The 25,196-nt window shown below is 71.6% G+C and carries 22 protein-coding genes; 5 read left to right on the plus strand and 17 right to left on the minus strand.

What is annotated here, in order from left to right:
* Positions 1-106: 106 nt before the first annotated feature.
* A complete protein-coding gene (locus tag ACFZA2_RS16015) occupies positions 107-616 on the plus strand; it encodes a hypothetical protein (protein ID WP_391406771.1) in 510 nt (169 codons plus the stop codon).
* 299 nt (positions 617-915) lie between these two features.
* Here ACFZA2_RS16015 and araA read toward each other — a convergent pair whose 3' ends face one another.
* The 4 genes from araA to ACFZA2_RS16035 form a co-directional block, all read right to left on the minus strand.
* Positions 916-2,427, minus strand: a complete 1,512-nt coding sequence (araA, locus tag ACFZA2_RS16020; RefSeq protein WP_391406773.1) for an L-arabinose isomerase — start codon at positions 2,425-2,427, stop codon at positions 916-918.
* An 18-nt stretch (positions 2,428-2,445) separates the two neighbouring features.
* Complete coding sequence (locus ACFZA2_RS16025; protein ID WP_391406775.1) at positions 2,446-4,089, minus strand: xylulokinase; 1,644 nt, start codon at positions 4,087-4,089, stop codon at positions 2,446-2,448.
* Positions 4,086-4,802 carry an L-ribulose-5-phosphate 4-epimerase gene (locus tag ACFZA2_RS16030; protein WP_391406777.1) on the minus strand — a complete coding sequence of 239 codons (717 nt, stop codon included), beginning with the start codon at positions 4,800-4,802 and terminating at the stop codon, positions 4,086-4,088. Before ACFZA2_RS16030 ends, ACFZA2_RS16025 begins: the two co-directional genes overlap by 4 nt.
* A 330-nt stretch (positions 4,803-5,132) precedes the next feature.
* On the minus strand, positions 5,133-6,116 hold the full coding sequence (locus ACFZA2_RS16035) for a LacI family DNA-binding transcriptional regulator (protein WP_391406779.1): 984 nt from the start codon (positions 6,114-6,116) through the stop codon (positions 5,133-5,135).
* A 66-nt stretch (positions 6,117-6,182) separates the two neighbouring features.
* Between ACFZA2_RS16035 and ACFZA2_RS16040 the strand changes: the two genes are divergently transcribed.
* Positions 6,183-6,938: a hypothetical protein gene (locus tag ACFZA2_RS16040; protein ID WP_391406781.1), complete on the plus strand. Its 756-nt coding sequence runs from the start codon at positions 6,183-6,185 to the stop codon at positions 6,936-6,938.
* A 129-nt stretch (positions 6,939-7,067) separates the two neighbouring features.
* Here ACFZA2_RS16040 and ACFZA2_RS16045 read toward each other — a convergent pair whose 3' ends face one another.
* From ACFZA2_RS16045 to ACFZA2_RS16060, 4 genes are read right to left on the minus strand one after another with little or no spacing between them, the layout of a single operon-like run.
* On the minus strand, positions 7,068-7,634 hold the full coding sequence (locus ACFZA2_RS16045; RefSeq protein ID WP_391406783.1) for an SIS domain-containing protein: 567 nt from the start codon (positions 7,632-7,634) through the stop codon (positions 7,068-7,070).
* A gap of 27 nt (positions 7,635-7,661) precedes the next feature.
* The gene (locus ACFZA2_RS16050; protein WP_391406785.1) at positions 7,662-8,675 is read right to left on the minus strand and encodes an ABC transporter permease; all 1,014 of its coding nucleotides are present in this window, start codon (positions 8,673-8,675) and stop codon (positions 7,662-7,664) included.
* A 5-nt stretch (positions 8,676-8,680) separates the two neighbouring features.
* A complete protein-coding gene (locus ACFZA2_RS16055) occupies positions 8,681-10,186 on the minus strand; it encodes a sugar ABC transporter ATP-binding protein (protein WP_391406787.1) in 1,506 nt (501 codons plus the stop codon).
* Positions 10,187-10,219: 33 nt separating this feature from the next.
* A complete protein-coding gene (locus ACFZA2_RS16060) occupies positions 10,220-11,290 on the minus strand; it encodes a sugar ABC transporter substrate-binding protein (protein WP_391406789.1) in 1,071 nt (356 codons plus the stop codon).
* A 236-nt stretch (positions 11,291-11,526) separates the two neighbouring features.
* On the opposite strand from ACFZA2_RS16060, the gene ACFZA2_RS16065 reads away from it, so the two are divergent.
* Complete coding sequence (locus ACFZA2_RS16065; RefSeq protein WP_391406791.1) at positions 11,527-12,273, plus strand: GntR family transcriptional regulator; 747 nt, start codon at positions 11,527-11,529, stop codon at positions 12,271-12,273.
* 6 nt (positions 12,274-12,279) lie between these two features.
* On the opposite strand, the gene ACFZA2_RS16070 is transcribed toward ACFZA2_RS16065, so the two are convergent.
* The 9 genes from ACFZA2_RS16070 to ACFZA2_RS16110 all read right to left on the minus strand — a co-directional run bounded on the left by ACFZA2_RS16070 (position 12,280) and on the right by ACFZA2_RS16110 (position 22,389).
* Positions 12,280-13,656 carry an FGGY family carbohydrate kinase gene (locus ACFZA2_RS16070; RefSeq protein ID WP_391406793.1) on the minus strand — a complete coding sequence of 459 codons (1,377 nt, stop codon included), beginning with the start codon at positions 13,654-13,656 and terminating at the stop codon, positions 12,280-12,282.
* 26 nt (positions 13,657-13,682) lie between these two features.
* On the minus strand, positions 13,683-15,128 hold the full coding sequence (locus ACFZA2_RS16075) for an FGGY-family carbohydrate kinase (protein WP_391406795.1): 1,446 nt from the start codon (positions 15,126-15,128) through the stop codon (positions 13,683-13,685).
* A gap of 34 nt (positions 15,129-15,162) precedes the next feature.
* The gene (locus ACFZA2_RS16080) at positions 15,163-16,599 is read right to left on the minus strand and encodes an L-fuculokinase (RefSeq protein ID WP_391406797.1); all 1,437 of its coding nucleotides are present in this window, start codon (positions 16,597-16,599) and stop codon (positions 15,163-15,165) included.
* A 5-nt stretch (positions 16,600-16,604) separates the two neighbouring features.
* A complete protein-coding gene (locus ACFZA2_RS16085) occupies positions 16,605-17,441 on the minus strand; it encodes a class II fructose-bisphosphate aldolase (RefSeq protein ID WP_391406798.1) in 837 nt (278 codons plus the stop codon).
* Positions 17,442-17,681: 240 nt separating this feature from the next.
* On the minus strand, positions 17,682-17,831 hold the full coding sequence (locus ACFZA2_RS16090; protein ID WP_391406799.1) for a hypothetical protein: 150 nt from the start codon (positions 17,829-17,831) through the stop codon (positions 17,682-17,684).
* A gap of 164 nt (positions 17,832-17,995) precedes the next feature.
* A complete protein-coding gene (xylB, locus tag ACFZA2_RS16095) occupies positions 17,996-19,390 on the minus strand; it encodes a xylulokinase (protein ID WP_391406801.1) in 1,395 nt (464 codons plus the stop codon).
* Between the two features lie 143 nt (positions 19,391-19,533).
* A complete protein-coding gene (xylA, locus tag ACFZA2_RS16100; RefSeq protein ID WP_391406803.1) occupies positions 19,534-20,721 on the minus strand; it encodes a xylose isomerase in 1,188 nt (395 codons plus the stop codon).
* A 102-nt stretch (positions 20,722-20,823) separates the two neighbouring features.
* Positions 20,824-21,720: an esterase/lipase family protein gene (locus ACFZA2_RS16105; protein ID WP_391406805.1), complete on the minus strand. Its 897-nt coding sequence runs from the start codon at positions 21,718-21,720 to the stop codon at positions 20,824-20,826.
* 183 nt (positions 21,721-21,903) lie between these two features.
* A complete protein-coding gene (locus ACFZA2_RS16110) occupies positions 21,904-22,389 on the minus strand; it encodes a glutathione peroxidase (protein WP_363391037.1) in 486 nt (161 codons plus the stop codon).
* A gap of 208 nt (positions 22,390-22,597) precedes the next feature.
* On the opposite strand from ACFZA2_RS16110, the gene ACFZA2_RS16115 reads away from it, so the two are divergent.
* A complete protein-coding gene (locus tag ACFZA2_RS16115) occupies positions 22,598-23,758 on the plus strand; it encodes an ROK family protein (RefSeq protein WP_391406810.1) in 1,161 nt (386 codons plus the stop codon).
* 100 nt (positions 23,759-23,858) lie between these two features.
* Positions 23,859-25,106 carry a D-arabinono-1,4-lactone oxidase gene (locus tag ACFZA2_RS16120; RefSeq protein WP_391406812.1) on the plus strand — a complete coding sequence of 416 codons (1,248 nt, stop codon included), beginning with the start codon at positions 23,859-23,861 and terminating at the stop codon, positions 25,104-25,106.
* Positions 25,107-25,196 lie beyond the last annotated feature (90 nt).

Raw genomic sequence — 25,196 nt, forward strand, 5'->3', positions numbered from 1 at the left:
GCCGCCGTCGCCGTCGGTCCGGGATGCGGCCCCTCGTCCATGACCGCTGCCTCGGTGGTTCCGCGCGAAGCGCGACGCGCTTCGCACCCGCCGATACGGTGGGGCGATGAAACGACGCGCGATGGCCGCCTGCGCCACGACGGTTCTGCTCGGCATCCTCGTCGGGTGCGCGTCGGCCCCGCCGCCGCAGCGCGCGCTCGGATACGGCTACCCGGGCACCTGTCTCCCCGATCAGCTCAGCTGGCCGACCGATTTCCTGGAATCCCTTCCGGGGGAGTCGACGGGCACCGTCGTGGGTCTCCGACTCGAGTACCTCGATGAGAAGTGGGTCTGGCGGGTACGCAGCGTGACCGGGAGCGACCCGACCCGCGGCGAGGAGGCCCTGCTCGACGTGCAGACGCTCAAGAAGCGCGCGTCGCACGAGGTCGACCTCACCGATGCCGAGCAGAGAGCCGATGCCCCCTCCGCGTGGGCCGCAGCGCAGCAGTCGGGCGAGACGTACCCGAGCCCCCTCATCATCGACATGAAACGGATCGTCGACGACGGGACTCCCGCGTGGCAGGTCACGACGTGCAACACCGAGACGAGCGCGCAGGCGAAGGTAATCGTCCGATAACGAAGCGGGGGCGTTCTCGATCTCGCGCCCCCGAACCCGTCACAGACGGGGCACGCGCCATCACGAGTGGGACACGTGTCCCCGTCGGCCGGATGCCACCGCCCGTCGCCCGCAGACCACGGCGGTGCCCGCGCTGAACGCAGAGATGCCCCGGAACCGCCGCAGCCCACCGCTGCGGAAGTCCCGGGGCACGATCCGCACACCGGTCGAGCCGGTGCGCGGCACGCGCCCCGAGAGAGCGAGGCGCGCGAGTGCCGCACCGCCCCCGGATCGGCGGAGGATCCGAGGACGGCGGGGTCTTACAGGCCCTGGGCCAGGCGGTAGTACGCCTGGTTCCAGCGCAGCTCGCTCTGGAAACCGCGGACCGTCGTGTCGTCGTCGATGACGACGAGCTCGGTCTTGGCGATCTCGGCGAAGTCGCGGAACACCTCGATACCCACGGCCGTGGTCATGACTGTGTGGTGCGCGGCGCCCGCGGCGAGCCAGCAGCCGGCCGAGGTGGCGAAGTCGGGCGCGGGCTTCCACACGGCGCGGCCGACGGGGAGCTTGGGCAGGTCGGGGGCGTCGACGTTCTCGACGACGTTGGCGACCAGGCGGAAGCGGTCGCGCATGTCGCTCATCGCGACGACGAGGGCGGGGCCCGCGTCGGCGGTGAAGACCAGGCGCACCGGGTCGTCCTTGCCGCCGATGCCGAGTTCGTGGATCTCGAGGCGCGGCTTCTTCGTCGTGAGCGAGGGCGAGACCTCGAGCATGTGCGCGCCGAGGATGCGCTCGGAGCCGGGGACGAGGTCGTAGGTGTAGTCCTCCATGAGCGAGGCGCCGCCGGGCAGGCCCGCGCCCATCACGTTCGCGACGCGCACGAGGATCGCCGTCTTCCAGTCGCCCTCGGCACCGAAGCCGTACCCCTCGGCCATGAGGCGCTGCACCGCGAGACCGGGCAACTGCTTCAGGGCACCGAGGTCTTCGAACGACGTGGTGAAGGCGCCGAAGCCGCCCTCCTCGAGGAACGAGCGCAGGCCCAGCTCGATCGCCGCGCCGTCGCGCAGCGACTGGTGACGCGCGCCGCCGGGGAGGAGCTCCTCGACGACGTCGTAGCTGTCGACGTACTCCTGCACGAGCGCATCGATGTCGGCATCCGATGCCGCTTCGACGGCCTCGACGAGCTCGTTGACGCCCCACGTATTGACCTGCACGCCGAAGCGCAGCTCGGCCTCGGTCTTGTCGCCCTCGGTGACGGCGACGAAGCGCATGTTGTCGCCGAAGCGCGCGAGCTTGAGGGTGCGGGCGGCGGTCCAGCCGGCGGCGGCGCGCTCCCAGTCCTCGATCTGCTGGCGCACGGCCGGGTTCGACACGTGACCGACGACGGTCTTGCGCGACACACCGAGGCGCGTCTGGATGTACCCGAACTCACGGTCGCCGTGGGCGGCCTGGTTGAGGTTCATGAAGTCGAAGTCGATGTCGTTCCACGGCAGCTCGACGTTGGCCTGCGTGTGCAGGTGCAGCAGCGGCTTCTGCAGGGCGTCGAGGCCGGAGATCCACATCTTGGCCGGGCTGAAGGTGTGCATCCACGCGATGACGCCGATGACGTCGTCGCGGCCGTTGATCTCGAGCGCCATGCGGCGGATGCTGTCGGAGTCCTTCAGCACGGGCTTCCAGACGACCTTCACCGGCAGGCCGTTCAGGCCCTCGACGACGGCCTGCGACTGCTCGGCGACCTGCTTCAGGGTCTCTTCGCCGTAGAGGTTCTGGCTGCCGGTGACGAACCAGACCTCGTAGCCGTCGAGGTCGTTCTTGAGCTTCGTGCGAGTCATGTTTCTTTCCTGTCGTTCTCAGAGGGATGCCACGGCGGCGGCCTCGACGGCGAGTCCGGCGCGGTAACGGTCGAGGTAGGACGCGAAGCCGGCCACGTCGGCCGGCTCGGGGTCGGCGGTGACGATCGGGGCAGTGGCGAACACCGTCTCGCGCAGCCACGTGTCGAGGTCGCGGCCGGAGTCGTCGGCGACGTACGCGGCGAGCACCGCCATGCCCCACGCGCCGCCTTCCGAGGCGGTTTCGGCGACGGCGACGGGGGCATCGAGCGCCGCCGCGAGGAACCGCTGGGCGACGCCCGCCGTGCGGAACATCCCGCCGTGCGCGTACATGCGGTCGAGCTGCACCCCCTCGCCGTGGAGCACGTCCATGCCGAGCGCGAGCGTCCCGAAGACGCCGTACAGCTGCGCGCGCATGAAGTTCGGCAGGGTCAGGCGGCTGTCGGGCGTGCGCACGACGAGCGGGCGCCCCTCCTCGAGACCCGCGATGGGCTCACCCGCGAGGTGGTTGTAGGCCAACAGCCCGCCGGCGTCGGGTTCACCCTCGAGTGCGGCGGAGAAGAGCGCCGCGTACGTGGCATCCGGGGTCTGGGGCACGCCCGCCGCGACCGAGAAGGCGGTGAACATGTTCGCCCACGCGGCCAGTTCGCTCGCGCCGTTGTTGCAGTGCACCATCGCCACCGCGTCGCCCGAGGGCGTCGTGACGAGGTCGAGCTCGTGGTGCACCTCGCTGAGCGGGCGCTCGAGCACGACCATCGCGAAGATGCTCGTGCCGGCGCTGACGTTGCCGGTGCGGGGAGCCACGGCGCAGGTCGCGACCATTCCGGTGCCCGCATCGCCCTCGGGCGGGGCGAACGGGATGCCGGGACGCAGGGTCGCGGTCGGGTCGAGCAGGGCCGCGCCCTCCGCGGTGAGGTTCCCTGCGGCGGTACCCGCGACGAGTACGCGCGGCAGAAGGTCGTTCAGCGCGGGAACGCGCCCGGCGGCAAGGCTGTCGTAGCGGGAGACCAACTCGGCGTCGTAGTCGCGCGTCGCGGAGTCGATCGGGAACATGCCCGAGGCATCCCCCACGCCGAGCACCTTCTCGCCCGTCAGCTTCCAGTGCACGTACCCGGCGAGGGTGGTGAGGAAGCGGATCTCGGGCACGTGGGGCTCGGCATCCACGACCGCCTGGTGCAGGTGGGCGATCGACCAGCGGAGCGGGATGTTCACGCCCAGGAGCTCGGTGAGTTCGGCCGCCGCGACACCGGTGTTGGTGTTGCGCCAGGTGCGGAAGGGAGCGAGCAGCTCGCCGTCGGCGTCGAACGCGAGGTAGCCGTGCATCATCGCCGAGACGCCCATCGCGGCGTAGCGCCCGGGGGTGACACCGTACTGCTGCTGCACGTTCTGGACCAGCTCGGCGTAGGCGGCTTGCAGGCCCGCCCACACGGCATCCAGGGAGTAGGTCCAGAGCTTGTCGGCGTAGACGTTCTCCCACTCGTGGGAGCCGGTGGCGAGCACCTCGGCATCGGGGCCGATGAGGCACGCCTTGATGCGGGTGGAGCCGAGCTCGATGCCGAGGCTGGCCCGACCTTCGGTGATGGATGCCGCGGTGTCGGCGCCGACGGCCCGGGCGCCGGTGGTCGCGGATCCGGTGCCCGCGGTGTCGGGGTTCTGCGCGTTCATCGGCGGTCGTCCGTGCTCTGTCCGTAGACGTTCTGGTAGCGCTCGTAGAGCGCGTCGATCTTGTCCTGGGGGATCGGGATAAGGGGGCCGGCCTCACGCGCGATGTGCACGGTGCGCGCGACGTCCTCGAGCATGATGGCGGCCTTCACGGCATCCTTCGCGCTGGATCCGATCGTGAACGGACCGTGGTTCTGCATGATCACGCCGCGCGAGCGGTGCCCGCGCAGGGTCTCGACGATGCCGCGGCCGATCGAGTCGTCGCCGATGATCGCGAAGGGACCGACCGGGATGGGGCCGCCGAACTCGTCGGCCATGGCGGTGATGACGCAGGGGATCTCCTCGCCGCGGGCCGCCCAGGCGACGCCGTAGGTGGAGTGCGTGTGCACGACGCCGCCCACCTCGGGCATGTTGCGGTAGACGTATGCGTGCGCGGCGGTGTCGCTCGAAGGGCTGCGCTCGGAGCCGGGGGCTCCCGGGATGGCGTTGCCGTCGAGGTCGCAGAGGATCATGTTCTCGGGGGCGAGGTCGTCGTACGAGACGCCCGAGGGCTTGATGACGAACAGATCGGCGCCGGGAACGCGGCCCGAGACGTTGCCGCCGGTCCAGACGATGAGGTTGTAGCGCACGAGCTCGGCGTGCAGCTTCGCGACGTCGGCGCGGACGGCGTCGATCGTCTCCTGCACCTGGGGCGCGAACGGGGCGGCTTCGGACACGCGGGTCTCCTTCGACTCTGTCGGTGGCGGGTTGCACCGGTCATGTTACCGGTAACATCCGCCGATCGCGAGCCTTCGTGCCCTCCGATCGGTCGGGCCCGTCCCTCGTGGGCTCCCCGCGGCTCCCCGGTCCGGGCGCGGTTCTCGCTCCGGGGCGGGAACGTGCGCCCCGACGAGAGGAACGCCCCGAACCCCCGTGAAGACGGACGCCGGCGCCGGGCGCCTCCCGGCGAGCCGCGGTCAGCGCGGCATTGCTCCGGGCACCTCCTGGCGCCCGGCGCGCGGCGGTCAGCGCGGCGCCGGCGCTGGGCGCCTCCGGGCGAGCCGCGATCAGCGCGGGGCTGCTCCGCGCGGCGCCGCCGTCGAGGCCCGCGGCACCAGGACGGGGTCGGCCGGCGGCGCGGCGACCTCACCGAGAACGGTCGCCACGGCCTCCGCGGCCTCGCCCTCGACGTCGAGGCGCACCGTGGTGAGCGCGGGCGTGTAGAACGCGGCATCCGGGTTGTCATCGAAGCCGGCGACCGAGACGTCGCCGGGAACGGCGAGCCCCCGCTCGACCAGCCCCGCGACGAGGCCGAGGGCCATCTGGTCGTTCGCGACGGCGACCGCAGTCGCGCCCGCGCGGACGAGGTCGGCGACGGCGCCGGCGATCGCGGATCCGGACGCGGCGCTCCAGTCCCCCTCGACGCAGCCGTCGCGCTCGACGCCTCGACGATGCAACGCGTCGGCGACGCCCCGGGTACGCGCGCGCGCCTCGCGCCAGTCGGCGGGACCGGCGACCTCCACGATCCGGCGGTGGCCGAGGTCGACCAGATGATCCACGACGAGCGCGGCCGCGGCGCGCTGGCGCGCCCCGGATTCGCCGTAGAGCGGCACGAGCGGCACGTCGTAGCCCTCGAGCGAGGTCGCACCGTGGGCGGCGACCAGCACGATGCCGTCGACGCCCTGGTCGAGCAGGTGGCGCACCGCGGCGTCGATGTCGGCCGGGTCGTCGGAGTCGGTGTACGCGGTCGAGATCCAGCGCCCCCGCCCTCGCGCCGCCCTCTCGAGCGCCGCGATCCCCGCCGACGGCCCGTGCAGGACGGCGTCGGACGCCACGACCCCCACGGTGCGCGTCTGGCTCGTGCCGAGAGCGCGGGCGGCGTTGTTCACGCGGTAGTCGAGGGCGGCGACCGCGTCGAGCACGCGTTCGCGAGTGACGTCGCGGATACCGGGGTAGCCGTTCAGCACCCGCGAGACCGTCTGCGTCGAGACACCCGCCGCTGCCGCGACCTCGCGGACGCCGATGCGTTTCGCCCCGGTGTCGCCGCTCATGGTGACTCACAGTAGCGGCGCGCAACCCCCTCGGCGTGCACCGGATTCGTGAGGTGCTCTCGGAGCGTGACCACGACCACCGGCATCCCGTCCGTCCGCCGATCGCCGCTCGCGCGCGCGATCGGGTCGGCTCTGTCCGCGGCCTTCGGCCTCCTGCAACGAGTGAGGCACCCCCGTCCGATCCACAGCCGTGGCGTGGTGCTGAGCGGAGAGATGCGGTGGATCCCGGATGCCGCACCCTCCGGCATCGCCTTCATCGACGACGCCCCGGGCAGCCCGGTCCGGGTCGTCGCCCGCGTCTCGCGATCGCTCGGGCTGCCCGCGCCTCTGCCCGACATCATCGGTCTCGCGCTGAGGATCGACGTCGACGGCACCGCCTGCGACCTCGAGCTCGCCTCCACGGGGTGGAACGTGCCCGGGCGCTTCCTGCTGCTGCCGCACCGTCGGCCGGAGCGCGCCCGACTGGGGACGCTGCTGCCGTACCGGAGCCCCCGGGGCGCGGTCCTCCTGATCGCGCGTACGGGCGCCGGACGCCCCGCCGCGACAGAGCCGCGCCTGCTCGACGCCGCTCGGGGAGCCTCGCGCAGCTCGTCGTGGATCCTCACGCTGGGTCATGCCACGCCGACCGGGCCGTGGCATCCGTTCGCCCACCTCCACCTCCGCCTCGATCCGGACCAGGACGGGCGGGGCCTGCGGTTCGACGCGGTGCGCCGCCCCATCCCGGGGGCGAGGTCGTACGCGTGGGTGCGGGCGGCCCGCCAGCCGTCGTACGCGCGCGTACAGCCGGGCGGGGTCGCGGTGCGGATGCCGCGCCGCCGCTGACCCGGCGCGGACGCGATCCCTCCGCCGGCGGCGGGTGCTCCGTGCACCCGGACGCACGACCCGCCGCCCTCGACCGGGTCACCACTCGCTACACGGGGGCGCGGTGGATGCGCTCTCGCGCCGCCGGCCTCACTCGAAGTTGCGGTGACGGGCCACGAGGTCCTCGAACTTCGCTCCCGTGCGGCGGACGAGCATGAGATACAGCACGTCCCAGAAGATCCAGAGCGACTGCTCGAACAGGCTTCCCATCGCTTGGATCGTGGGCACGAGGCCGCTGGGGTCTTCGGCGCCGTACGTGTGGGCCGGGACCGTCAGGACGATGTCGGCGAGCTGAGCGGTCGGGCCGTCCGGCACGGCGGTGGCCACCAGCAGCGTCGCCCCGGTCTTCTTGACCTGCTCGGCGACGTAGTGCAGGTGCGGGATGTTCGCCGGCCCCGTGGGCATGATGAACAGATCGTCCGCGGTGACGGCGGGCGTGGTGTCATCCCATCCCCAATGCACGGTCTTGCCGAAGTGCGTCAGCCGCATCGCGAAGGCCTTCGAGCCGAGTCCTTCCCGGCCGATCCCGAGCACGAAGATCCGCTGGTGCTTCTCCAAGGCGTCGAGGGCGGCCGCGAGGTTCTCCTCCGGGACGCGGCGGAACACCTCCCCGAGTTCCGCGACGACGGTCGAGCTGATCTCCTGGAATTCCGACATGGGCGGTCCTTTCTTTCGTCTGCGGGCTCAGTGCGTGTTCGTCCGGCCGCCCCAGCGGCCGACCAGCAGCGCGAGGAGGATGACCGCACCGTACACGGCGTTGATCCAGAAGGTGGGGACACCGGCCAGCGTGAGCACGTTCGTCAGGGTGCCCAGCAGCAGCACGCCGAGCAGGGCACCCACGATGCGTCCCTGGCCGCCGTTGAGCTGCACACCGCCGATGACGGCTGCGGCGAGCGCGCTGAAGATGAGATTGTCGCCCATGCCGCTGGTGACCGAGGCGAGGCGACCGGCGAGCATGAGGCCGGCGAAGGCGGCGAGCGCGCTGGCCACCACGAACGCCGTGATGAGCACAGCATCCACCCGGATGCCGGCGGCGCGGGCGGCGTCGGCGTTGCCGCCGATCGCGTAGAGCGCGCGGCCCCAGGCGGTGTAGCGCAGCACGAGGGCGGCGACGAGGAACAGGATGCCGGTGATCCAGATCGCGGCGGGGATGCCGACCCAGCGGGCCGAGCCCACGTAGCGGAAGGCCTCGGGGAGGCCGGCGAGGGTCTTCCCCTGGCTGACGCCGAGCGTGATGCCGCGCAAGAGGATCAGCATCGCCAGCGTCACGATGAAGGGATCGAGCTTGACCTTCACCACGAGGAAGCCGTTGATCAACCCGATCACGACACCGATCGCCAGGGTGACGAGGATCGCGAAACCGGGGCCGATCTCGGATCCGAGTCCGCCCGTCACCGCGGGCACCATCAACCACGCGGCGACCATCGGGGCGAGGCCCACGGTCGACTCGAGCGAGATGTCGAGCTTGCCGGTGATGAGGATGAACGTCAGGCCGATGACGACGATTCCGAGCTCGGCGGACTGACGCAGGATCAGCGTGAGGTTGGCGGCGGAGAGGAACGCGGGGCTGACGACGGCTCCGACGACCGCGACGATGATGAGGCCCGGCAGGACGCTCAGCTCGCGCACGTTCTTCACGACGGAGCGCACCACGGGGTTCGGGGCGCTGACGGGGGTTCTGACGACGGTGGTTCGCACGGTGTTCACTCCAGGCCTTCGATGGCTCGAACGATGTCTTCTTCGGTGGGATCGGCGAGTTCGGACGAGATCCGCCCCTCGCGCATGATGAGGACGCGCGGGCTGACGAGCAGCTCCTCGACGTCGTCGGAGATGAGGATGACCGCGACGCCGTCGGCGAGGGCGCGCAGCATGAGGGCGTAGATGGCGTCCTTCGCCGCGATGTCGACGCCCGCGGTGGGAGAGATGAGCACCAGCACACGTGGCGAACGCGCGAGGGCGCGGGCGAGCACGACCTTCTGCTGATTCCCCCCGCTCAGCCCGGACACGGCGAGGCGGGGGTCGGGCGGGACGAGGGCCACGTCGGCGATGAGCGTCCGCGACATGTCGGTCTGCGCGCGCGGTGAGAAGAAGCCGCGGGGCGCCAGTTGGTCCATGACGCCCATCGTCATGTTCTCGGCCACGCTCAGCTGCGGGACGTAGCCGTCCTTGTGCCGGTCGGCGGGGACGAATCCGATGCCGGCCCGCTGACTCGCCTTCACGTCTCCCGTGCGGATCGGATCCCCGGCGACGACGATCTCGCCGCCGCCGAGGGGCCGGAGCCCCGCGATGGCTTCGCCGACCGAGTACTTGCCCGATCCCCCCACGCCGCCGATGGCGATCAGCTCGCCCGGGGCGACCGAGAGGCTGACGTCGGTGAACGCCCCCTCGCGATCCGTGGCGCCGCGCAGCTGCACGGCGGGTCTCGCGTCGACCGCCGGCGCGGTGTTCTCGGCGCGGTGTCGACGCTGCTCCTGACCGGCGAGGAGCGCGTCGACGAGGTCGTCGGAGCGGATCTCGTCACCCACGCGCGACCAGAGCAGCTTCCCGTCGCGCAGGACGGTCGCCGAATCGCAGATCGCGGTGACCTCCCGGAGGAAATGGGAGACGAAGACGAACGTGACGCCTGCCTCCTGCAGCTCCTGCACCTTGTCGAACAGGCGCCGGATGGCCGCTCCCTCGAGCTGGACCGTGGGCTCGTCGAGCAGGACGATGCGCGTGCCCGCCTCGAGCGCTTTCGCGATCGTGAGCATCTGACGCTCCTCGATCGGAGCGTCGGCGAGCAGCAGCTTCGGGTCGAGCCGGATGTTCCACGCGTCGAGAATCCGCTCGGCCTCGGACTGCATCTTCGCCCACGACACGCGCGCTCCCGTGGTCGGCAGACGACCCGCGAAGAGGTTCTCCGCGATGGTGAGGTTCGCGAAGACCGAGGGCCGCTGATAGACGCAGGCCACGCGCTGCTGCCACGCCTTGGGATCGGATGCCGGGGGCGCCGCCTCGCCGAAGAAGCTCACCGTTCCGGTGTCGGGGGTCTCGAGACCCGTGATCATGCGCAGGAGCGTGGACTTGCCCGCGCCGTTGCGTCCGATCAGACCGTGCACCTGGCCGGGCAGGATCGAGACGGAGACGTCTTGGAGGGCCTTGGTCGCACCATAGGTCTTGCTCACGCCGTCGATGCGGATGGCAGGCACGGTGGTCGTAAGGGTGGTCATGACGTCTCCGTCTCGGTGGGGGTGATGGCCGGATTACTTGCTGACGCCGAACGCGTCGAGGGCGAACTGCTTGTTGCCCCAGAGCTCCGGGTCCTCGACGTTGTCCTTGGTCACGACGGGCGTGGGCAGCAGGTCGACGAGGTTGCCGTTACGCTCCTCGATCGTGCTGCCGTGATCGGTCGCACCCGCCTGGAACGTCTCGCCCTTGATGGCGCGGGTGAGGTAGTCCACGCCGTAGTCGATGTAGTCGGTCATGGGCTGGGCGACGGCGGCATCCAGCCATCCGTCGCGGATCGCGTTCATCGCCATCGGGCTCGCGTCGACCGATACCTGGACGATGTGCCCCGACTGACCGGCGGCCACGAGCTTGCCGGCCGACTTGAGGGTGTCGAGGATCGTCGGGAAGAAGGTGGCGTCGCTCTGGTTATAGATGCCCGCGACGTTGCCGTACTGGTTGAGCGCGGTCTCGATACCGGATGCCGCCTTGGCCGGGTCCCACTCGGTGGCGACGTTCACGAGCTTGACGCCCGGGTACTTCGACGCCATGCAGTCGTTGAAGCCGTTGGTGCGGTCGCGACCGTTCGAGGTGACCGGGTCGCCGTCGAGAGTGACGACGACCGCGTCGGCGGCGACGCGCTTACCCATCTCCTCGCACGCGAGCTCGCCCATCTGGACGTTGTCGGCGCGCACGATCATGGCGATCTTGCCGGAGGCGGGAGCCTCGTCGATGGCGACGATGGGAACGCTCGAGTCGTTGGCGTACTCGATGGCGGGGACGATGGCGTCGGCGTCGCCGACGGAGATGACCAGGCCCTTCGCGCCCTTGTTGATGAGCGTCTGGATGTCGGTGATCTGCTGGGCGGCGTCGCGGTCGGCGTTCGTCGCCGGGATGGTGGCGTAGCCGAGCTCCGCGAACCGCTCCATCGAGCCGACGTTCTCCGCGTTCTGGAACGGGTCGGTGTGGGGCTGCGAATAGCTGAGCGCGGTGTCGGCCGGCTCGCCGGAACCGGACCCGGCGTCGCCGGATGCGCCACCCGCGCATCCGGCGAGCAGCAGCGCGCCGGCGCCGAGGAGGGCCAGTCCGGTGATGGGTGAAGTTCGCATGCGTACTTCCTCTCTGAAGTGCAGAAGCCTCTGGGGTAGATGGCGGTTTCGCTGTACAGGACCGAAGCCCTGCCCGTATCGTACGTCTTGTACGTACAGAATGTACAGCGCAAATCGAAGATCCGAGCGGACGAAGTCTCGGGGGTTCGCGGGATCGGGTATCCGCACCGTCTGTACAGTCAGAACCAAACGTACGACGAAGGCGCGACGATGCGCACGACGACGAGGAGAATCACGTGGCGCACACGATCGAACGGGTCTCCCCCGTGCCGTATTACGAACAGCTCTACGAGATCCTGCGCGAGCAGATCTCCCAGGGCGACATCGCCGAAGAGGAGCGACTGCCGAGCGAACTCGAGCTGTGCCGTGAGTTCGGTCTCTCGCGGGCGACGGTGCGGCAGACGTTGACCAAGCTGGAGAACGACGGCTACGCGCACCGCATCCCCCGCCGCGGGGTGTTCGCGAGCGTCCCCGGCCAGACCGCCGGATGGACGGTCCAAGAGGGATTCCTCGAATCGCAACTGCGCCACGGACGCACCGGGATCACGACGGCGGTCGTCAAGACGGGCTACGTCACCCCCGACGCCCACGTGGCGGATGCCCTGCGTGTCGGACCCGGTACGGAGGTGTTCGCCCTCGAGCGCGTCCGCGCGCTCGACGGTCGCCGGGCCATGTACAGCACCAACTGGTTCCCCCGTGAGGTCGCGCGCACGATCGCGAGCGAGTCGGGCGTGCTCGACGGGTCGGCCTCGCTCAACAGCCACCTTCGTGCTGCGGGCTTCATCAGCAGCGGCGCACAGCGAGTGATCCACGCCCTGGCCGCGCCGGAGGCGGTCGCCGCCCACCTCGATGTCGAGACGGGCCACCCCGTGCTGCGGGTGCGATCCTCCTCGTGGGCGGCCGACGGTGCGCGCTTCGACTACTACGAGACGTGGGTGCTCACCGACGTCATCCCCCTCGAGGTCAGCGTCTCGGCCAGCTGACCGGGCTCATCCCAGCATCCCGCTGACGAAGCCCCCGAGCGCGTCCACCGGGTCGGGTGTCCACCCCCGCGCGGTCGCCGCCAACAGGGCGGCACCCACGGCCGTGACCTCCGGCTCGAGGACCGGCACCGCCGGGGCGCCATTGACCGCGGTCTTCAGCGCGATCCACCCGGGAGAACGCACCCATCCCCCGGCCATGCGCACCTCGGCCGCACCGCCGACGTCACGACGCACCGCGTCGACCGCGTCACGGCCGGCCACCGCGAGCGCCCCCAGGACGGCGGACGCGCGGAGCAGCGGATCCGCCGGCGCATCAGCCGCGTACGACGGCTGTCCCCCGCCCCTCTGCCCCGGCACGAACCAGCCCGACTCCCACAGCGGAAGGGGCTCGGCCCGTCCGATCAGCAGATGCCGGATCGAGCGGGCCACCTCGCCGTCGCGAGAGGCCCACTGCACATTGCGCGCCAGTTCCTCCACACGCAGCAGAGTGCTGCCGGCGGCCCGGATGCCGGGGGCGACATCCACATGGTCGTCACCCCGCACCCGCGACGAGGCCGACTGTGCGACAACCACCTCGGCCGTGCCCATCGAGTCGAGCACGGCGCCCGGGACCATCAGCTGCACGCCCCACCCCCCGATCGGGTGGTCGTGACCGCCTGCCACGGCGATCGCATCCGAGGCCACGACCCCCGCCGCGCGGAGCGCCGGTGACACGATCTCCCCGACCACGTCCCCGGTCGGGACGACGGGCGGAAGAAGACGCTCATCGCCGAGGGCCAGAGTCACACGGTCGCGGGCCCAGGCGCGCTCACCGCTGCGCCACGCGGCCGTGCGCGGCGCGAGAGTGTCGCTGAGGAAGGCGCGGCCCGTCCAGGCGACCGACGGGAGGTCGGTGAGGGCGATCCACGCGGCGGCGCGATCGGCACCCGCCTGAGCCCGCGCCCACCTCCACCCGACGAGCGAGCGCACCGGGTCGGTGTCGACGTCGAACGTCTCGTCGTCCACCAGCCCGGGGCGCAGCGCGTCGAACACGGCGTGGCGCCGCGGGTCGAACCACGCCAGCGCGGGCGTGAGCGGATGCAACCCGGCGTCGACGAGGACACCGTCCTCCCCGATGCCGGCGACGCACAGGGCGTGGATCACGCGGGTGTCGCCGCAGACCTCGACGACCATGTCCTCGATCGCGAGCACCAGGGCGGTCGCGTCGACGGCGAGGTCGGTTCCGGCGCGGCGGGTGGGACGGCTCGCGCGAGCGACGACCGCCCCGTCGGCGGTCACCGCCACGACCTTGGTGTTGGTGCTGCCGACGTCGATGCCCACCGCGACGGGAAGGCGTGCGCGCAGGGTCACCGTCGATTCCTCCCAGGGGTCGAGGGCGAGCACCCTCCCCTCGACCTTATTCGCGCGGCTCAGACGTGGGCGGGTGCGGGCGCCGACGCGACGTAGCCGAGGGAGACCTGCGCATCGCGGTGCTGTCGGAGGATCTGCGGCGCGGGGGGCGCCGCGGCGACCGCCGACATCTCGATCGGCCACGTCGGGAACGATCCGGTGAGCGCCGCCGCCGCCTGCATCGCGGCCCCCTTCGCGACGTACTCGTCCGCCGTGGGAACCGCGAGCGGGATGTCGACGAGCTCGGCCAGCACGCGCTGGACTCCGCGGTTCTTCGCCGCGCCGCCGATCACCAGCAGCCGCCGGGACCGCACGCCGCATGCTTCGAGCGCATCCAGCATCGCCACCTGACTCGCCACGGTCCCCTCGACGAACGCGCGCGCCATGTTCGCGCGCGTGAAGTTCGACAGACTGGCTCCCAGTACGGCCGCCCGCGCGTGCGGAAGGTCGGGCGTACGCTCACCCTCGAAGTACGGCAGCAGCGTCAGACCGCCCGCCCCCGGGGACGAGGCCAAGGCCAGGTCGGCGAGCTCATCGTGCGTGCAGCCCAGCAGCTCCGCGCCGACCTGCAGGTTCCGCGCCGCGTTGAGGGTCGCGACGATGGGGAGATGATCACCGGTGGCGTCGGCGTAGCTGCAGACGTAGCCCGCGTAGTCGTGGACCGGGGCGGACGTCCGCGCATAGACGACACCCGACGTGCCCAGACTGAGCACGGCGTCGCCCTCTTCGAGTCCGAGCGCGAGGGCTGCGGCGGCGTTGTCTCCACTGCCGACCCCGATCGGAAGGCCCGCGGGGATGCCGGGAAGTCCTGCGGCCGTGACCCCGGCCCGATCCAGGGGGCCGAGGATGACGGGCAGCACGACCGGGCGGCCGAACGCGTGCGCGAGGAGATCGAGGGTGTACTCCCCCGTCTCGCCCGACCAGTATCCGGTCCCCGACGCCTCCGATCTGTCCGTGACGAGGTTGTCGACCCCGCCCGTCCCCGGACCGAAACCGCGCAGTCGCCACGTGAGCCAGTCGTGCACGACGGCGATGGCTGCCGTTCGAGCCGCGGCATCCGGGAACTCGTCACGCAGCCAGCGCGCCTTGACCACCGTGTCCGAGAGCGTGAGGGGCAGACCCGTCCGCCGGATCCAGGTGTCGCGGCCGAGCTCGGCGTTCAGCGCCACCATGTGCGGGTGCGAGCCCACGTCGTTCCAGAGCGGGGAGGCGGCGACGGGCGTCCCGGTCTCGTCGAGGAAGATCGGCGTGTGCTGCTGACCGCTCACCGACACCGCGAGCACGTCGTCGAGCCCGCCGGCCGCGCGCACGGCCTCGAGGAGCGCGTCCCACCACACCTCCGGGTCGACGATCGTCTCGACCGGATGGGGAGCGGATCCCTCGCGGATGCAGACGCCCGTGTCGAGATCGCGCACGGTGACCTTGCAACTCTGCGTGGACGAGTCGATACCTGCGACGAGCCTCATCGCTGCGCCTTTCGTTCGGAGGACGCTGCCGCGATCACGCCGGCATCGCCTTGAGGTGTTCCCACCGGGCCGCGGTGGCCGCAGCCCACTGCCGCAGCCGCCGGTGGCGTTCCGCGTCGGGAGAGACGTCATGCGGGAGGGAGCTCTCCCACGGCCGTCGGATCCCGTGCGCCAGCGCCTGCGCTCCGCGGGAGACGACCTCGTCGACCCCGGCAGCGCTGACGGGGACCCCGAGCAGGTCGGCCTTGAGCTGCATCCAGAGGGGATTGGATGCCGCCGGCCCGATGACCTTCACGCGGTTCAGCTCGCGGTCGAACAGCGCCCACACGTCGGCGAACTGGCGGACGAGTCCGAGGAAGCAGCCGAACACCAGTTCGACCGCGGTCGTGTCGGTGCTCACTCCCGCGATGGCGCCCCGCGCCGCCGCGTCCTTGTCGGGTGGCGGACTGCCACGGAAGCGCGGCAGCACCAGGGGGATCCGATCGAGATCGAGCAGCCCGGAGAGGTACGCGACATGCGCCTGGTCGATGAGCGCCCGCGCATCCGACTCCTCGAGCGCGAGGAGCGTGCGCAGCGTCGCGAAGGCCGACCCGCCCGTCGGGATCGACGCGAACAGGGTGTAGAGGTCCCCGTCGCAGGCCAGACCGCCCGCGATCTTGGTCGCCGCGGTCGCGGCATCCGTTCGGGGTTCGTTCAGGAGCGTGAGGATCCCCTCCGTGGTCCCGGTGGAGTCCAGCATCTCGCCCGGCTGGAGATCGGCGCCGACACCCCCGACCATGTGGTCGTGACCGGCGACGTGGACCGTCACCTCGTCGAGGCCCCACGTGCGGGCGACGGCGGGGTCCATCGCGACGCCGTGAGACGCCGGTCGCAGGGGCGGGAAGACCGCCGGATCGACGCCGAAGAGGGCGCACACCTCGCGCGAGGGGCGCCGCTCGCGCAAGTCCAGCGCCATCGTGCGACTCGCGAGCGAGGGCTCGGACCAGCGGCGCCCGGTCAACAGCGCGGCGACGAACTCCGACACGTTGAGCCAGAGGGCGTCGGCGGTGTCGGAGTGGGCCAGCGCCCAGGCCACCTTCGACAGCGCGTAGTTCGCGTTGACGGGCAGGCCGGTGACGGCGTAGACGCGTTCCCGCTGGGTGGGGGTGATGTCACGCAACAGGGCGGCGCCGCGCTGGTCGTGCCAGAGGATCATGGGCGATCGCAGCGCCAGGTCGGGGCCGACGAGGCCCCCCGACTCTCCCACGCCCGTGAACGCGATGCGCTGCACCGAGCGACGCAGCGCCGGATCGAGGTCCGCCACGAAATCGCGCACGGCATCCCGCAGCGCCTCGACGTCGTAGACCTCGCCGATCCCGTCGCCGACGGTGGGGGTCGCGACGCGGCGAGAGACGAGCAGGGCGCCGTCGCCGTCGAACACGCAGAGCTTGACGCTCGTGGTGCCGATGTCGACCGTGATCGTGGGGGTCATGCGCGTCAGATCGAGGGGTTCAACGTGCGGATGCGCCGCTCGACGACGTCGGAGATCGCCGCGACGGCATCGAGCGAGACGCGGATCAGGGAGTTCTCGTTGGGGTTCGCGGCGTAGGCCTCGCCGAAGCTGCGGATCATGGCGTTACGCAGATCGCTCGCGACGTTCACCTTGACCACGCCGAAGTCCGCCAAGCGGCCGAGCTGCTCCTCGGGCAGACCCGAGCCGCCGTGGATCACGAGGGGAACGGAGCTCGCCGCGCGCACCCGCTCGAGCAGGTCGAAGTCGATACGGGCGTTCGGCGCATACCCGTGCACGTTGCCCACCGACACCGCGAGCATGTCGCAGCCGACGGCGGCGACGAAGTCGGGGACCTGCGCCGGATCCGTCGTGCTCGCGAACTCGGGTGCGACGTCGTCCTCCTTGCCGCCGATGCTGCCGAGTTCCGCTTCGAGCGCGATCGACGCGCCGCACATGCGGCGCGCCGTCGCCGAGGTGGCGGTGTTCTCGGCCAGCGGTTCCTCGGAGGCGTCGATCATGATCGACGTGAAATCGGCGGCCAGCGCCGCCTCGACGGCGTCGAGGGACTTGCCGTGGTCGAGGTGCAGGGCGACGGGGACCGTCGTGTCGGCCAGACGTCGCGCGACCATGTCGTACACGTACTCGTAGCCGGAGAGCTTCACGTTCGTGGGGGCCACCTGGATGAAGGTCGGCACCCCCACCCTCTCGACGGCGTCGATGATCCCCATCGTCGTCTCGATGTTGGTGGTGTTGAACGCCCCCGCCACGAGCCCGCGGGCCGTGCATTCGTGGATGACGTCGTGTCCGCTGACCAAAGGCATGGGCAGTCCCTCCGTAGTCGTGACGGAGGCGGGGCGATCGTGCGCACCGGGTGGATCCGTCCGCGAACTCTCTCGCGTGATCGTCAGCGTAGTGCGTAACGTACGGATCGTCCAGTCTGTACGTACAACTTCGACTACGCGTCTCCGGTAGGCGCGCGGCACAGCCGCGCCGACCGGACGGGCGCCTTCAGCCCGCGCGCTTCATCAGGGGCTCGAACCGTCGTCGGACGCCGCGCCCCCTCAGCCCGCCGCCGCCGGGACGTACCGCGGAACGCCGCCGATCTCGCCCGCGCGGGCCCAGGTCATCCCCTCGACTTCGACGAGGGGCTCCGCATCGTCGACGTCGATGTCGCGCTGGAAGGCCGGGGACTCGAGTCGGATGCGCACCATGCGGCGACGCTAGGGCGCCTCAGGCCGAGGCGGTGAGGGTCTTGACGCACGACACCGGGAGCGCTCCCGTGAAGAACCCGCCGACGCCCCCCTTACAAGGCGTCGACGGGTCCGGTCCTACTCTGACGTATTTCGGTCGCCCGAATCCACTGCGAATCACGCGATCAGCTCTCCTGCGCACGCAGGGCCGCCACCGCGTCGTAGCGCGCGCGGATCTGCGGGCGGTGGTCGGGCTCGACCGCCCGGGTCGTGGCCACCGTCCACTCGACCGGTCCACCCGCCCGCACGCCCGCGGCCTGGCGCGCCGCACCGAGCGCGACGTACTCCCCCGCCGCCGGCACGACGATCTCGGCGTCGAACACCTGCGCGGCGATGCGCGCCACCCCGTCGTTGGCCGCCGCCCCGCCGATCAGCAGCACGCGGCGCACCTCGACGCCCTGCGCCTGGATCGCCTCGAGACCCACGGCCAGGCCGCTGAGCATCCCCTCGACCGCCGCGCGCGCGAGCGTCGGACGGTTCGTGGATGCCAGGGTCAGGCCGGTCAGCGAGGCCTGCGCGTTCGGCAGGTTCGGGGTGCGCTCGCCCTCGAACCACGGCACGAGCACCACGCCGTCGGCCCCCGGCTCGGCCTGCAGCGCCAGAGCGCCGAGCTCGTCGTGCGTGACGCCGAGCAGGCCCGCGAACGCGTCGAGCACGCGCGCGGCATTGAGGGTCGCGACCAAGGGGAGGAACTTCCCGGTCGCGTCGGCGAAGCCGGCGACCGTCCCGGTGGTGTCGTGACTCGGGGCGTCGGATACGGCGAACACCGTGCCCGACGTGCCGAGCGACACGACGACGTCGCCCACCCCCGCGCCGAGGCCGAGGGCCGCGCCGGCATTGTCCCCCGCGCCGGGGCCCACGAGAGCCCCGCCCGGCAGCGTCCCGGCACTCTCCCACGGTCCCAGTACGCGCGGGCGCACCGCGTTGTGACCGAGGGCGCGCACGAAGAGGTCGTCGTCGTATCCGCCGGCGCCCCAGTACGCCGTGCCGGACGCGTCGGAGCGATCGGTGACCAGTTCTTCGAGCACCGCGTTGCCCGGACCGAACCCGCGAAGGCGCCAGGTGAGCCAGTCGTGCGGCAACGCGACCGCGGCCACGCGCGCAGCGTTGTCGGGCTCGGCATCCCGCAGCCAGCGCAGCTTCGTGCCGGTGAACGAGGCGACCGGCACCGCGCCCGCGCGCTCGGCGAACTCGGCCGCGCCGACCTCGTCGATGAGGTCGCGTGCGGCCGGGGCCGACCGCGTGTCGTTCCAGAGCAGGGCGTCGCGGATGACGGCCCCCTCGGCATCCAGCACGACCATGCCGTGCTGCTGCCCGGCGATCGAGACCGCGGCGATGTCGTCGAGCCCGCCCGCTCGGGCGATGGCGTCCTGCAGCGCGATCCACCACGCCTCGGGGTCGACCGAGGTTCCGGCGGGGTGCGATGCGCGCCCCTCACGCACCACACGCCCGGTCTCGGCGTCGACGACGACGACCTTGCACGACTGCGTCGACGAATCGACTCCCATGACGAGCGCCATGCTCACTCCCTCTGTTCGCGCCGCAGCGGTGCGGCATCCCGTTCAGTGTCCACGACACGCCGTGCCGCTCGGGGCGATGCGGCGTGTCGTGGACACTCGACGGAAAGGGGCCCGGATGCCGTGGCATCCGGGCCCCGCGGAGCTCAGCGCGCGCCGAGCAGGTGCTCGGTCGCGAGCTGCTGCAGGCGGACGAAGCCGAAGCCCTTGCCGCCGAGGTACGCGTCGGTGTCGAAGTCCTCGTAGGCCGAGCGGTCGGCGAGGAAATCGTCGTAGGTCTCGCCCTCGTTGAGAGTCGGCTGCGCGAGCTCGGCGACCTTCGCGGCCTCCAGGGCCTCCTGCACCTCGGGGTCGGCGCGGAAGGCCGCGGCGCGCTCCTTGAGCAGCAGGTAGGTGTTCATGTTGGCCGACACGGAGTCCCAGACACCGGTCTCATCCTCGGTGCGCGAGGGCTTGTAGTCGAAGTGACGCGGGCCGTCGTACGCCGGAACCCCGCCGGGGCCGCCGTTCTCGAGCAGGTCCACGAGGGCGAAGGCGTTGTGCAGGTCGCCGTGGCCGAACACGAGGTCCTGGTCGTACTTGATGCCGCGCTGACCGTTGAGGTCGATGTGGAAGAGCTTGCCGTGGTACAGCGCCTGGGCGATGCCGGCGGCGAAGTTCAGTCCCGCCATCTGCTCGTGGCCGACCTCGGGGTTCAGGCCCACGAGTTCGGGGCGCTCGAGCGAGTCGATGAACGCGATCGCGTGCCCGAGGGTCGGCAGCAGGATGTCGCCGCGGGGCTCGTTGGGCTTGGGCTCGATGGCGAAACGGATGTCGTAGCCCTTGTCGGTGACGTAGTCGCCGAGGAGATTCACGGCCTCGCGGTAGCGCTCGAGCGCCTGACGGATGTCCTTCGCGGAGTCGTACTCGGCACCCTCGCGGCCACCCCACATGACGAACGTCTTCGCCCCGAGCTCGGCGGCGAGGTCGAGGTTGCGCAGCACCTTTCGCAGCGCGAAACGACGCACCTGGCGGTCGTTCGAGGTGAAGCCGCCGTCCTTGAAGACGGGGGCCGAGAAGAGGTTGGTGGTGACCATGGGGGTAACGATGCCGGTGTCGCGCATCGCGCCCTTGAGGCGGTCGATCTGCTTCTGACGCTCGGCGTCGGTCGAGCCGAAGGCGAAGAGGTCGTCGTCGTGGAACGTCAGGCCGTAGGCGCCGAGCTCGGCGAGCTTCTCGACGACGTGCACGACGTCGAGGGGCTCACGCGTGGGGCCGCCGAACGGGTCGGTGCCGTTGTAGCCGACGGTCCAGAGTCCGAACGAGAACTTGTCATCGCGGGTGGGGGTGGGCATTCCTGCTCCTTCGCATGGAGACGCACGAGTGCGCGGTGACGCGCGCCGGGTTTGTTGGTGCTCACAACATATACCCCGGATGCCACGGCGTCCAGCCCCGCGTCAGTCGCCGAGCGCGGCATCCACCACCGCGAACACCGCGGGATCCCAGGTCAGGGCGCGCTCCCACGGCAGGCCGAAGGCCTCGGCGAAGAAGATGCTGTGCACGTGGTCGCCGAACGAATGGCGTTCGACCCTCGGCAGCACCGTCGCGGGCACCTCGTCGGCACGGCCGCTCGTGAGCGACACGAGGCCGTCGTGCGGCCACAGCTGCGCCGGCTCAGTCGCCGCCGAGAAGTAGCCCGCGCCGACCGCGGTGACCGGGATGCCGTCGAGCACCCCCGCCTGCGCGTCGTTCCAGCCGCGCAGGAACCGGCGCGACACCTCGGCCGCCGCCCCCTCGGAGTTGGCATCGGCGTACGGACGCGCCTCGGCGAAGATCTGTCGCGCGGCGGGGTCGCCGTGCGCATCGGCCTCCGAGAGCTCGCCGTCGAGCAGGTCGCCCAGCACCGAGCCGTCCCACGGGGTGCCGAGGGTCACCAGATGCTCGATGCGCGGGCCGCCGCCCCCGAGCTCGCGGATCGCGGCGCGCGAGAACAGCCCGCCCATCGAGTGACCGACGAGGTCGACGCTCCCGACCTCCCGCTCGTCCGCGAGCCACCGCAGGAAGGCGGCGAGCGCCGCCCCCGCGTCGTCGACACGACCGACCGCGTTGATCGTCACCCCGGCCGGCAGCACGACGGGTACGTCGTCGAAGCCCTGCCACCCGGCATCCTCCCGCACCTCCCCCGCACCGATGCGGGCGGGAGCGGTGAAGACCCGGATGCCGCGTGCCACGAAGTGCGCGCGCAGTGCGGTCATCGTGTTGCCCGCCGCGAGCCCCGCGGACGCGGCGCGCTCGGGGTCGGTGTACGGGGTGACGGCGGCTCCGCCGGAAACGAGGACGACGGCATCGGCCATGACGGCTCCTTCGAAGGTCGGGTTCCCGGTCAGGATAGGGGAGCCGTCGGGCGCCGTTTCCCCCGTCGAGTGTCCAGGACACGCCGTGTCGGCCGAGGCGCGACGGCGTGTTCCGGACACTCGACGAGGTGCGAGCGCGGGAGGGCGCGCCCGGCCCGGGCGGGCGCCGGCGCAGGGCGCGGGTCAGCGCGGGAGGGCGTCCTCGATCGCGGCGACGACCTCCGGCGCGTCGGGCAGGGTGCGCGGGCTGAACCGCGTCACCCGCCCGTCGGGGGCCACGACGAACTTCTCGAAGTTCCACGAGATGCGGCCGGTCTTGCCCTCGGCATCCGGGGTCGAGGTCAGCTCCTTGTACAGCGGGTGGGCGTTCCGGCCGTTGATCTTGACCTTCTCCGACATCGGGAAGGTGACGCCCCACGTGGCGGAGCAGTATTCGGCGATCTTGTCCTCATCGCCGAGCTCCTGAAGGAACTGGTTGCTGGGGAAGCCGATGACCGTGAACCCGCGGTCGGCGTACTTCTTGTGCAGCGCCTCGAGCGCCTCGTACTGCGGCGCGAGCCCGCACCGCGAGGCGACGTTGACCACGAGCGCCGCCTTGCCGTCGGTCAGGTCGCCGAAGGTCGTCTCGTCGCCGCGGATGGTCGTGATGGGGATGCCGGAGAGGTCCATGCGTCGATCCTGGCACCGCCCGCTTTGCCCGGGGTGGGAATGCGCGAGTCGCGACGTCGGGAGGTGGACGCTCTCGCCGGGGAGGCGCCGCGCTCCGCCGCTCGCCCCTCGGGAGGGCGTGCACACGGCGAGGTCGCGGCTCGCGGGCTCCCGGGACGGACGGGAAGAGTGCCACGGTCGGACGCCGACCGCATGGCACAGTGGTCGGATGGTCACCGAGGGCACCCGCGGCGACGGCATGCGCCGCGCCAACCTGTCGCTGGTGCTGCGCACGGTGCACCGCCAGGGTCCGCGTTCCCGGGCCGCCCTCACGGAGGCAACGGGCCTGAATCGCTCCACTATCGCCGACCTCGTGGGCGACCTGCAGCGATCGGGACTCGTCGTCGAGCGCGCATCCGACGCGCAGGGACGCGTCGGTCGTCCCTCCCCCATCGTCGCGCCCGACCCGCGGGTGGTCGCGATCGCCGTCAACCCCGAGGTCGACGCCCTCGACCTCGGCGCGGTCGCCCTCGACGGTACGATCGTGGCGCGCGAGCGACTCGAGCAGACCCAACTGCTCACCCCCGAACGCACCGCCGAGCTGGTCGGCGCGCACCTCGCACGGTGGCGGGGCGACGTCCTCACCGACGCCCGCATCGTCGGGGTCGGCGTCGCGGTCCCGGGTCCCGTGCGCGCCGCCGACGGCGTCGTGCGCGAGGCTCCGCACCTCGGCTGGATCGACGCCCCGCTGCCTTCTCTCATGACGGATGCCACGGGCCTGCCCGCCCACGTCGGCAACGACGCCGCCCTCGGCGCCCTCGCCGAGCACCTCTTCGGCGCCGCGCGCGGGGCGCACGACGTGGTCTACCTGAACGGCGGCGCGAGCGGGATCGGCGGCGCGGTGATCGTGGGCGGGGTGCCGCTGGGAGGCGCGGGAGGGTACGCCGGCGAGTTCGGGCAGAACCGTCCTGGCATCGTCGATCCCCGCGACCGCCGGGCGGTCGACGGCGTGCTCGAGGACGAGGTCAGTCGCGCGCTCCTGCTCGCGGCGGTCGGGCTCGACAGCGCCGACGAGGCGATGCTCTCCGCGGCTCTGGGCTCCGCCGACGATCCGGCCGTTCGCGCGGAGATCGCGCGGCAGCGACGGATCCTCGCGACCGCTCTCGCGAACGCGGCGAACGTGATGAACCCGGCGGTGATCGTGCTCGGCGGCTTCCTCGCGACCCTGGCCGAGCTCGATCTGGCGGGACTCGACGACGCCGTGCGCGCGCAGACCCTGCCCGCGTGCGCGGAGGGTCTGCGCCTGGCGGCCGCGGAACTCGGCGAGGACCGCCTGCTCGTGGGCGCGGCCGAGGCCGTCTTCGAGGCCGCCCTGTTCCCCGCCCGCTGAGGGCTCTGCACGGATCGAAACCCTTCCCGAAACCGTCCGCGCGGGCATCGATGTCGCGCGTCCGGGTCATGATGGGTGGGCGACGACGCGAGGAGACACGATGACCGAGACACGAGCCGCCGGAGCAACCTGGTCGGGCAATCACCACTATCGCGCCGCCGAGGTGCTGCTGCCCGCCGACGCGGGCGAGCTCGCCGAGGTCGTGGCATCCCGTCCGGCTCTGCGCGTGCAGGCGACGCGCCACACCTTCAACGACATCGCCGACGCCGACGGCGCCCTCGTGTCGCTCGAGCGGATGCCGACGCGCATCGACGTCACCGACGACCGCGTGCGCGTCGAGGGTCTCGTCACGTTCGCGCAGCTCGCCCCCGTGCTCGAGGCCGAGGGGCGCGCCCTGCACAACCTCGGATCGCTCCCCCACATCTCGGTCGCCGGGGCCGCCGCCACCGGAACGCACGGGTCGGGCATGGGCAACGGCAACCTCTCGAGCGCCGTCACGGCCCTCGAGATCGTGGATGCCGACGGCCGCCCGCACCACATCGACCGGGGCCACCCGTGGTTCGGGGCCGCGGCCCTGGGGCTCGGCGCCTTCGGCGTCGTCACGGCCGTCGAGCTGCGCACCGTCCCGTCGTACACGGTCGTGCAGCAGGCGTTCACGGGCGTCGCTTGGGACGACCTCGCGTCGGATCCCACGACGGTGTTCGGCGGTTCGCGCAGCGTGAGCGTGTTCACGACGTGGGGAGACCCGGCCGACGACCTCGTGTGGGCCAAGAGCGACACCGGGGCGCCGACGTGGGTCGGGGAACTCGGGGGCCGCGCGGTCGGGGACGACCTGCACCTCGGGCGCATCCGCACGCTCGACAACACCACCGAGCGCGGAACCCCGGGGCCGTGGCACACCCGTCTGCCGCACTTCCGCGCCGACGCACTGCCCAGCGACGGCGACGAGATCCAGTCCGAGTACTTCGTGCCGATCACGGCGGCCGCCGAGGCACTGGCGGCCGTGCGCGCGATCGCCCCCTCCTTCGACGCCCACCTGCTGGTGACCGAGCTGCGCACGGTGGCCGCCGACGGTCTCTGGCTCAGCCCGGCATTCGAGCGCGACGTGCTCGCGATCCACTTCACCTGGCGCAACGACACCGACGGCGTACTCGGGGTGCTGCCGCACATCGAGCGGGCCCTGGCGCCCTTCGACGTGCGTCCGCACTGGGGGAAGGCGTTCACCATGCCCGGCGAAGCGGTGCTGGCGACGCTGCCCCGAGCCGAGGACTTCCTCGCCGCGGCGCGCGAGGCGGACCCGCGCGGGGTCTTCCGCAACGCCTACCTGGAGCGCACGCTCGGCCTGTGACCACGGGCGCGGGCGAAGGTCCCTGAGCCCCGCGAAGGGACCGCAACCCCCGGAGGCTTCGACAGGCTCAGCCTCGCGCGACGCGACCTC

The sequence above is a fragment of the Microbacterium sp. NPDC007973 genome (genome assembly GCF_042958465.1).
Taxonomy (GTDB): Bacteria; Actinomycetota; Actinomycetes; order Actinomycetales; family Microbacteriaceae; genus Microbacterium; species Microbacterium galbum.

Coding starts and splice junctions, on each gene's coding strand:
- araA (WP_391406773.1), bottom strand. CDS start 2,427: ATGACTCGCACGAAGCTCAAGAACGACCTCGACGGCTACGAGGTCTGG.
- ACFZA2_RS16115 (WP_391406810.1), top strand. CDS start 22,598: ATGGTCACCGAGGGCACCCGCGGCGACGGCATGCGCCGCGCCAACCTG.
- ACFZA2_RS16085 (WP_391406798.1), bottom strand. CDS start 17,441: ATGCCTTTGGTCAGCGGACACGACGTCATCCACGAATGCACGGCCCGC.
- ACFZA2_RS16035 (WP_391406779.1), bottom strand. CDS start 6,116: ATGAGCGGCGACACCGGGGCGAAACGCATCGGCGTCCGCGAGGTCGCG.
- ACFZA2_RS16080 (WP_391406797.1), bottom strand. CDS start 16,599: ATGACCCCCACGATCACGGTCGACATCGGCACCACGAGCGTCAAGCTC.
- xylB (WP_391406801.1), bottom strand. CDS start 19,390: ATGGCGCTCGTCATGGGAGTCGATTCGTCGACGCAGTCGTGCAAGGTC.
- ACFZA2_RS16075 (WP_391406795.1), bottom strand. CDS start 15,128: ATGAGGCTCGTCGCAGGTATCGACTCGTCCACGCAGAGTTGCAAGGTC.
- ACFZA2_RS16045 (WP_391406783.1), bottom strand. CDS start 7,634: ATGTCGGAATTCCAGGAGATCAGCTCGACCGTCGTCGCGGAACTCGGG.
- ACFZA2_RS16105 (WP_391406805.1), bottom strand. CDS start 21,720: ATGGCCGATGCCGTCGTCCTCGTTTCCGGCGGAGCCGCCGTCACCCCG.
- ACFZA2_RS16120 (WP_391406812.1), top strand. CDS start 23,859: ATGACCGAGACACGAGCCGCCGGAGCAACCTGGTCGGGCAATCACCAC.
- ACFZA2_RS16025 (WP_391406775.1), bottom strand. CDS start 4,089: ATGAACGCGCAGAACCCCGACACCGCGGGCACCGGATCCGCGACCACC.
- ACFZA2_RS16060 (WP_391406789.1), bottom strand. CDS start 11,290: ATGCGAACTTCACCCATCACCGGACTGGCCCTCCTCGGCGCCGGCGCG.
- ACFZA2_RS16055 (WP_391406787.1), bottom strand. CDS start 10,186: ATGACCACCCTTACGACCACCGTGCCTGCCATCCGCATCGACGGCGTG.
- xylA (WP_391406803.1), bottom strand. CDS start 20,721: ATGCCCACCCCCACCCGCGATGACAAGTTCTCGTTCGGACTCTGGACC.
- ACFZA2_RS16015 (WP_391406771.1), top strand. CDS start 107: ATGAAACGACGCGCGATGGCCGCCTGCGCCACGACGGTTCTGCTCGGC.
- ACFZA2_RS16090 (WP_391406799.1), bottom strand. CDS start 17,831: ATGGTGCGCATCCGACTCGAGTCCCCGGCCTTCCAGCGCGACATCGAC.
- ACFZA2_RS16110 (WP_363391037.1), bottom strand. CDS start 22,389: ATGGACCTCTCCGGCATCCCCATCACGACCATCCGCGGCGACGAGACG.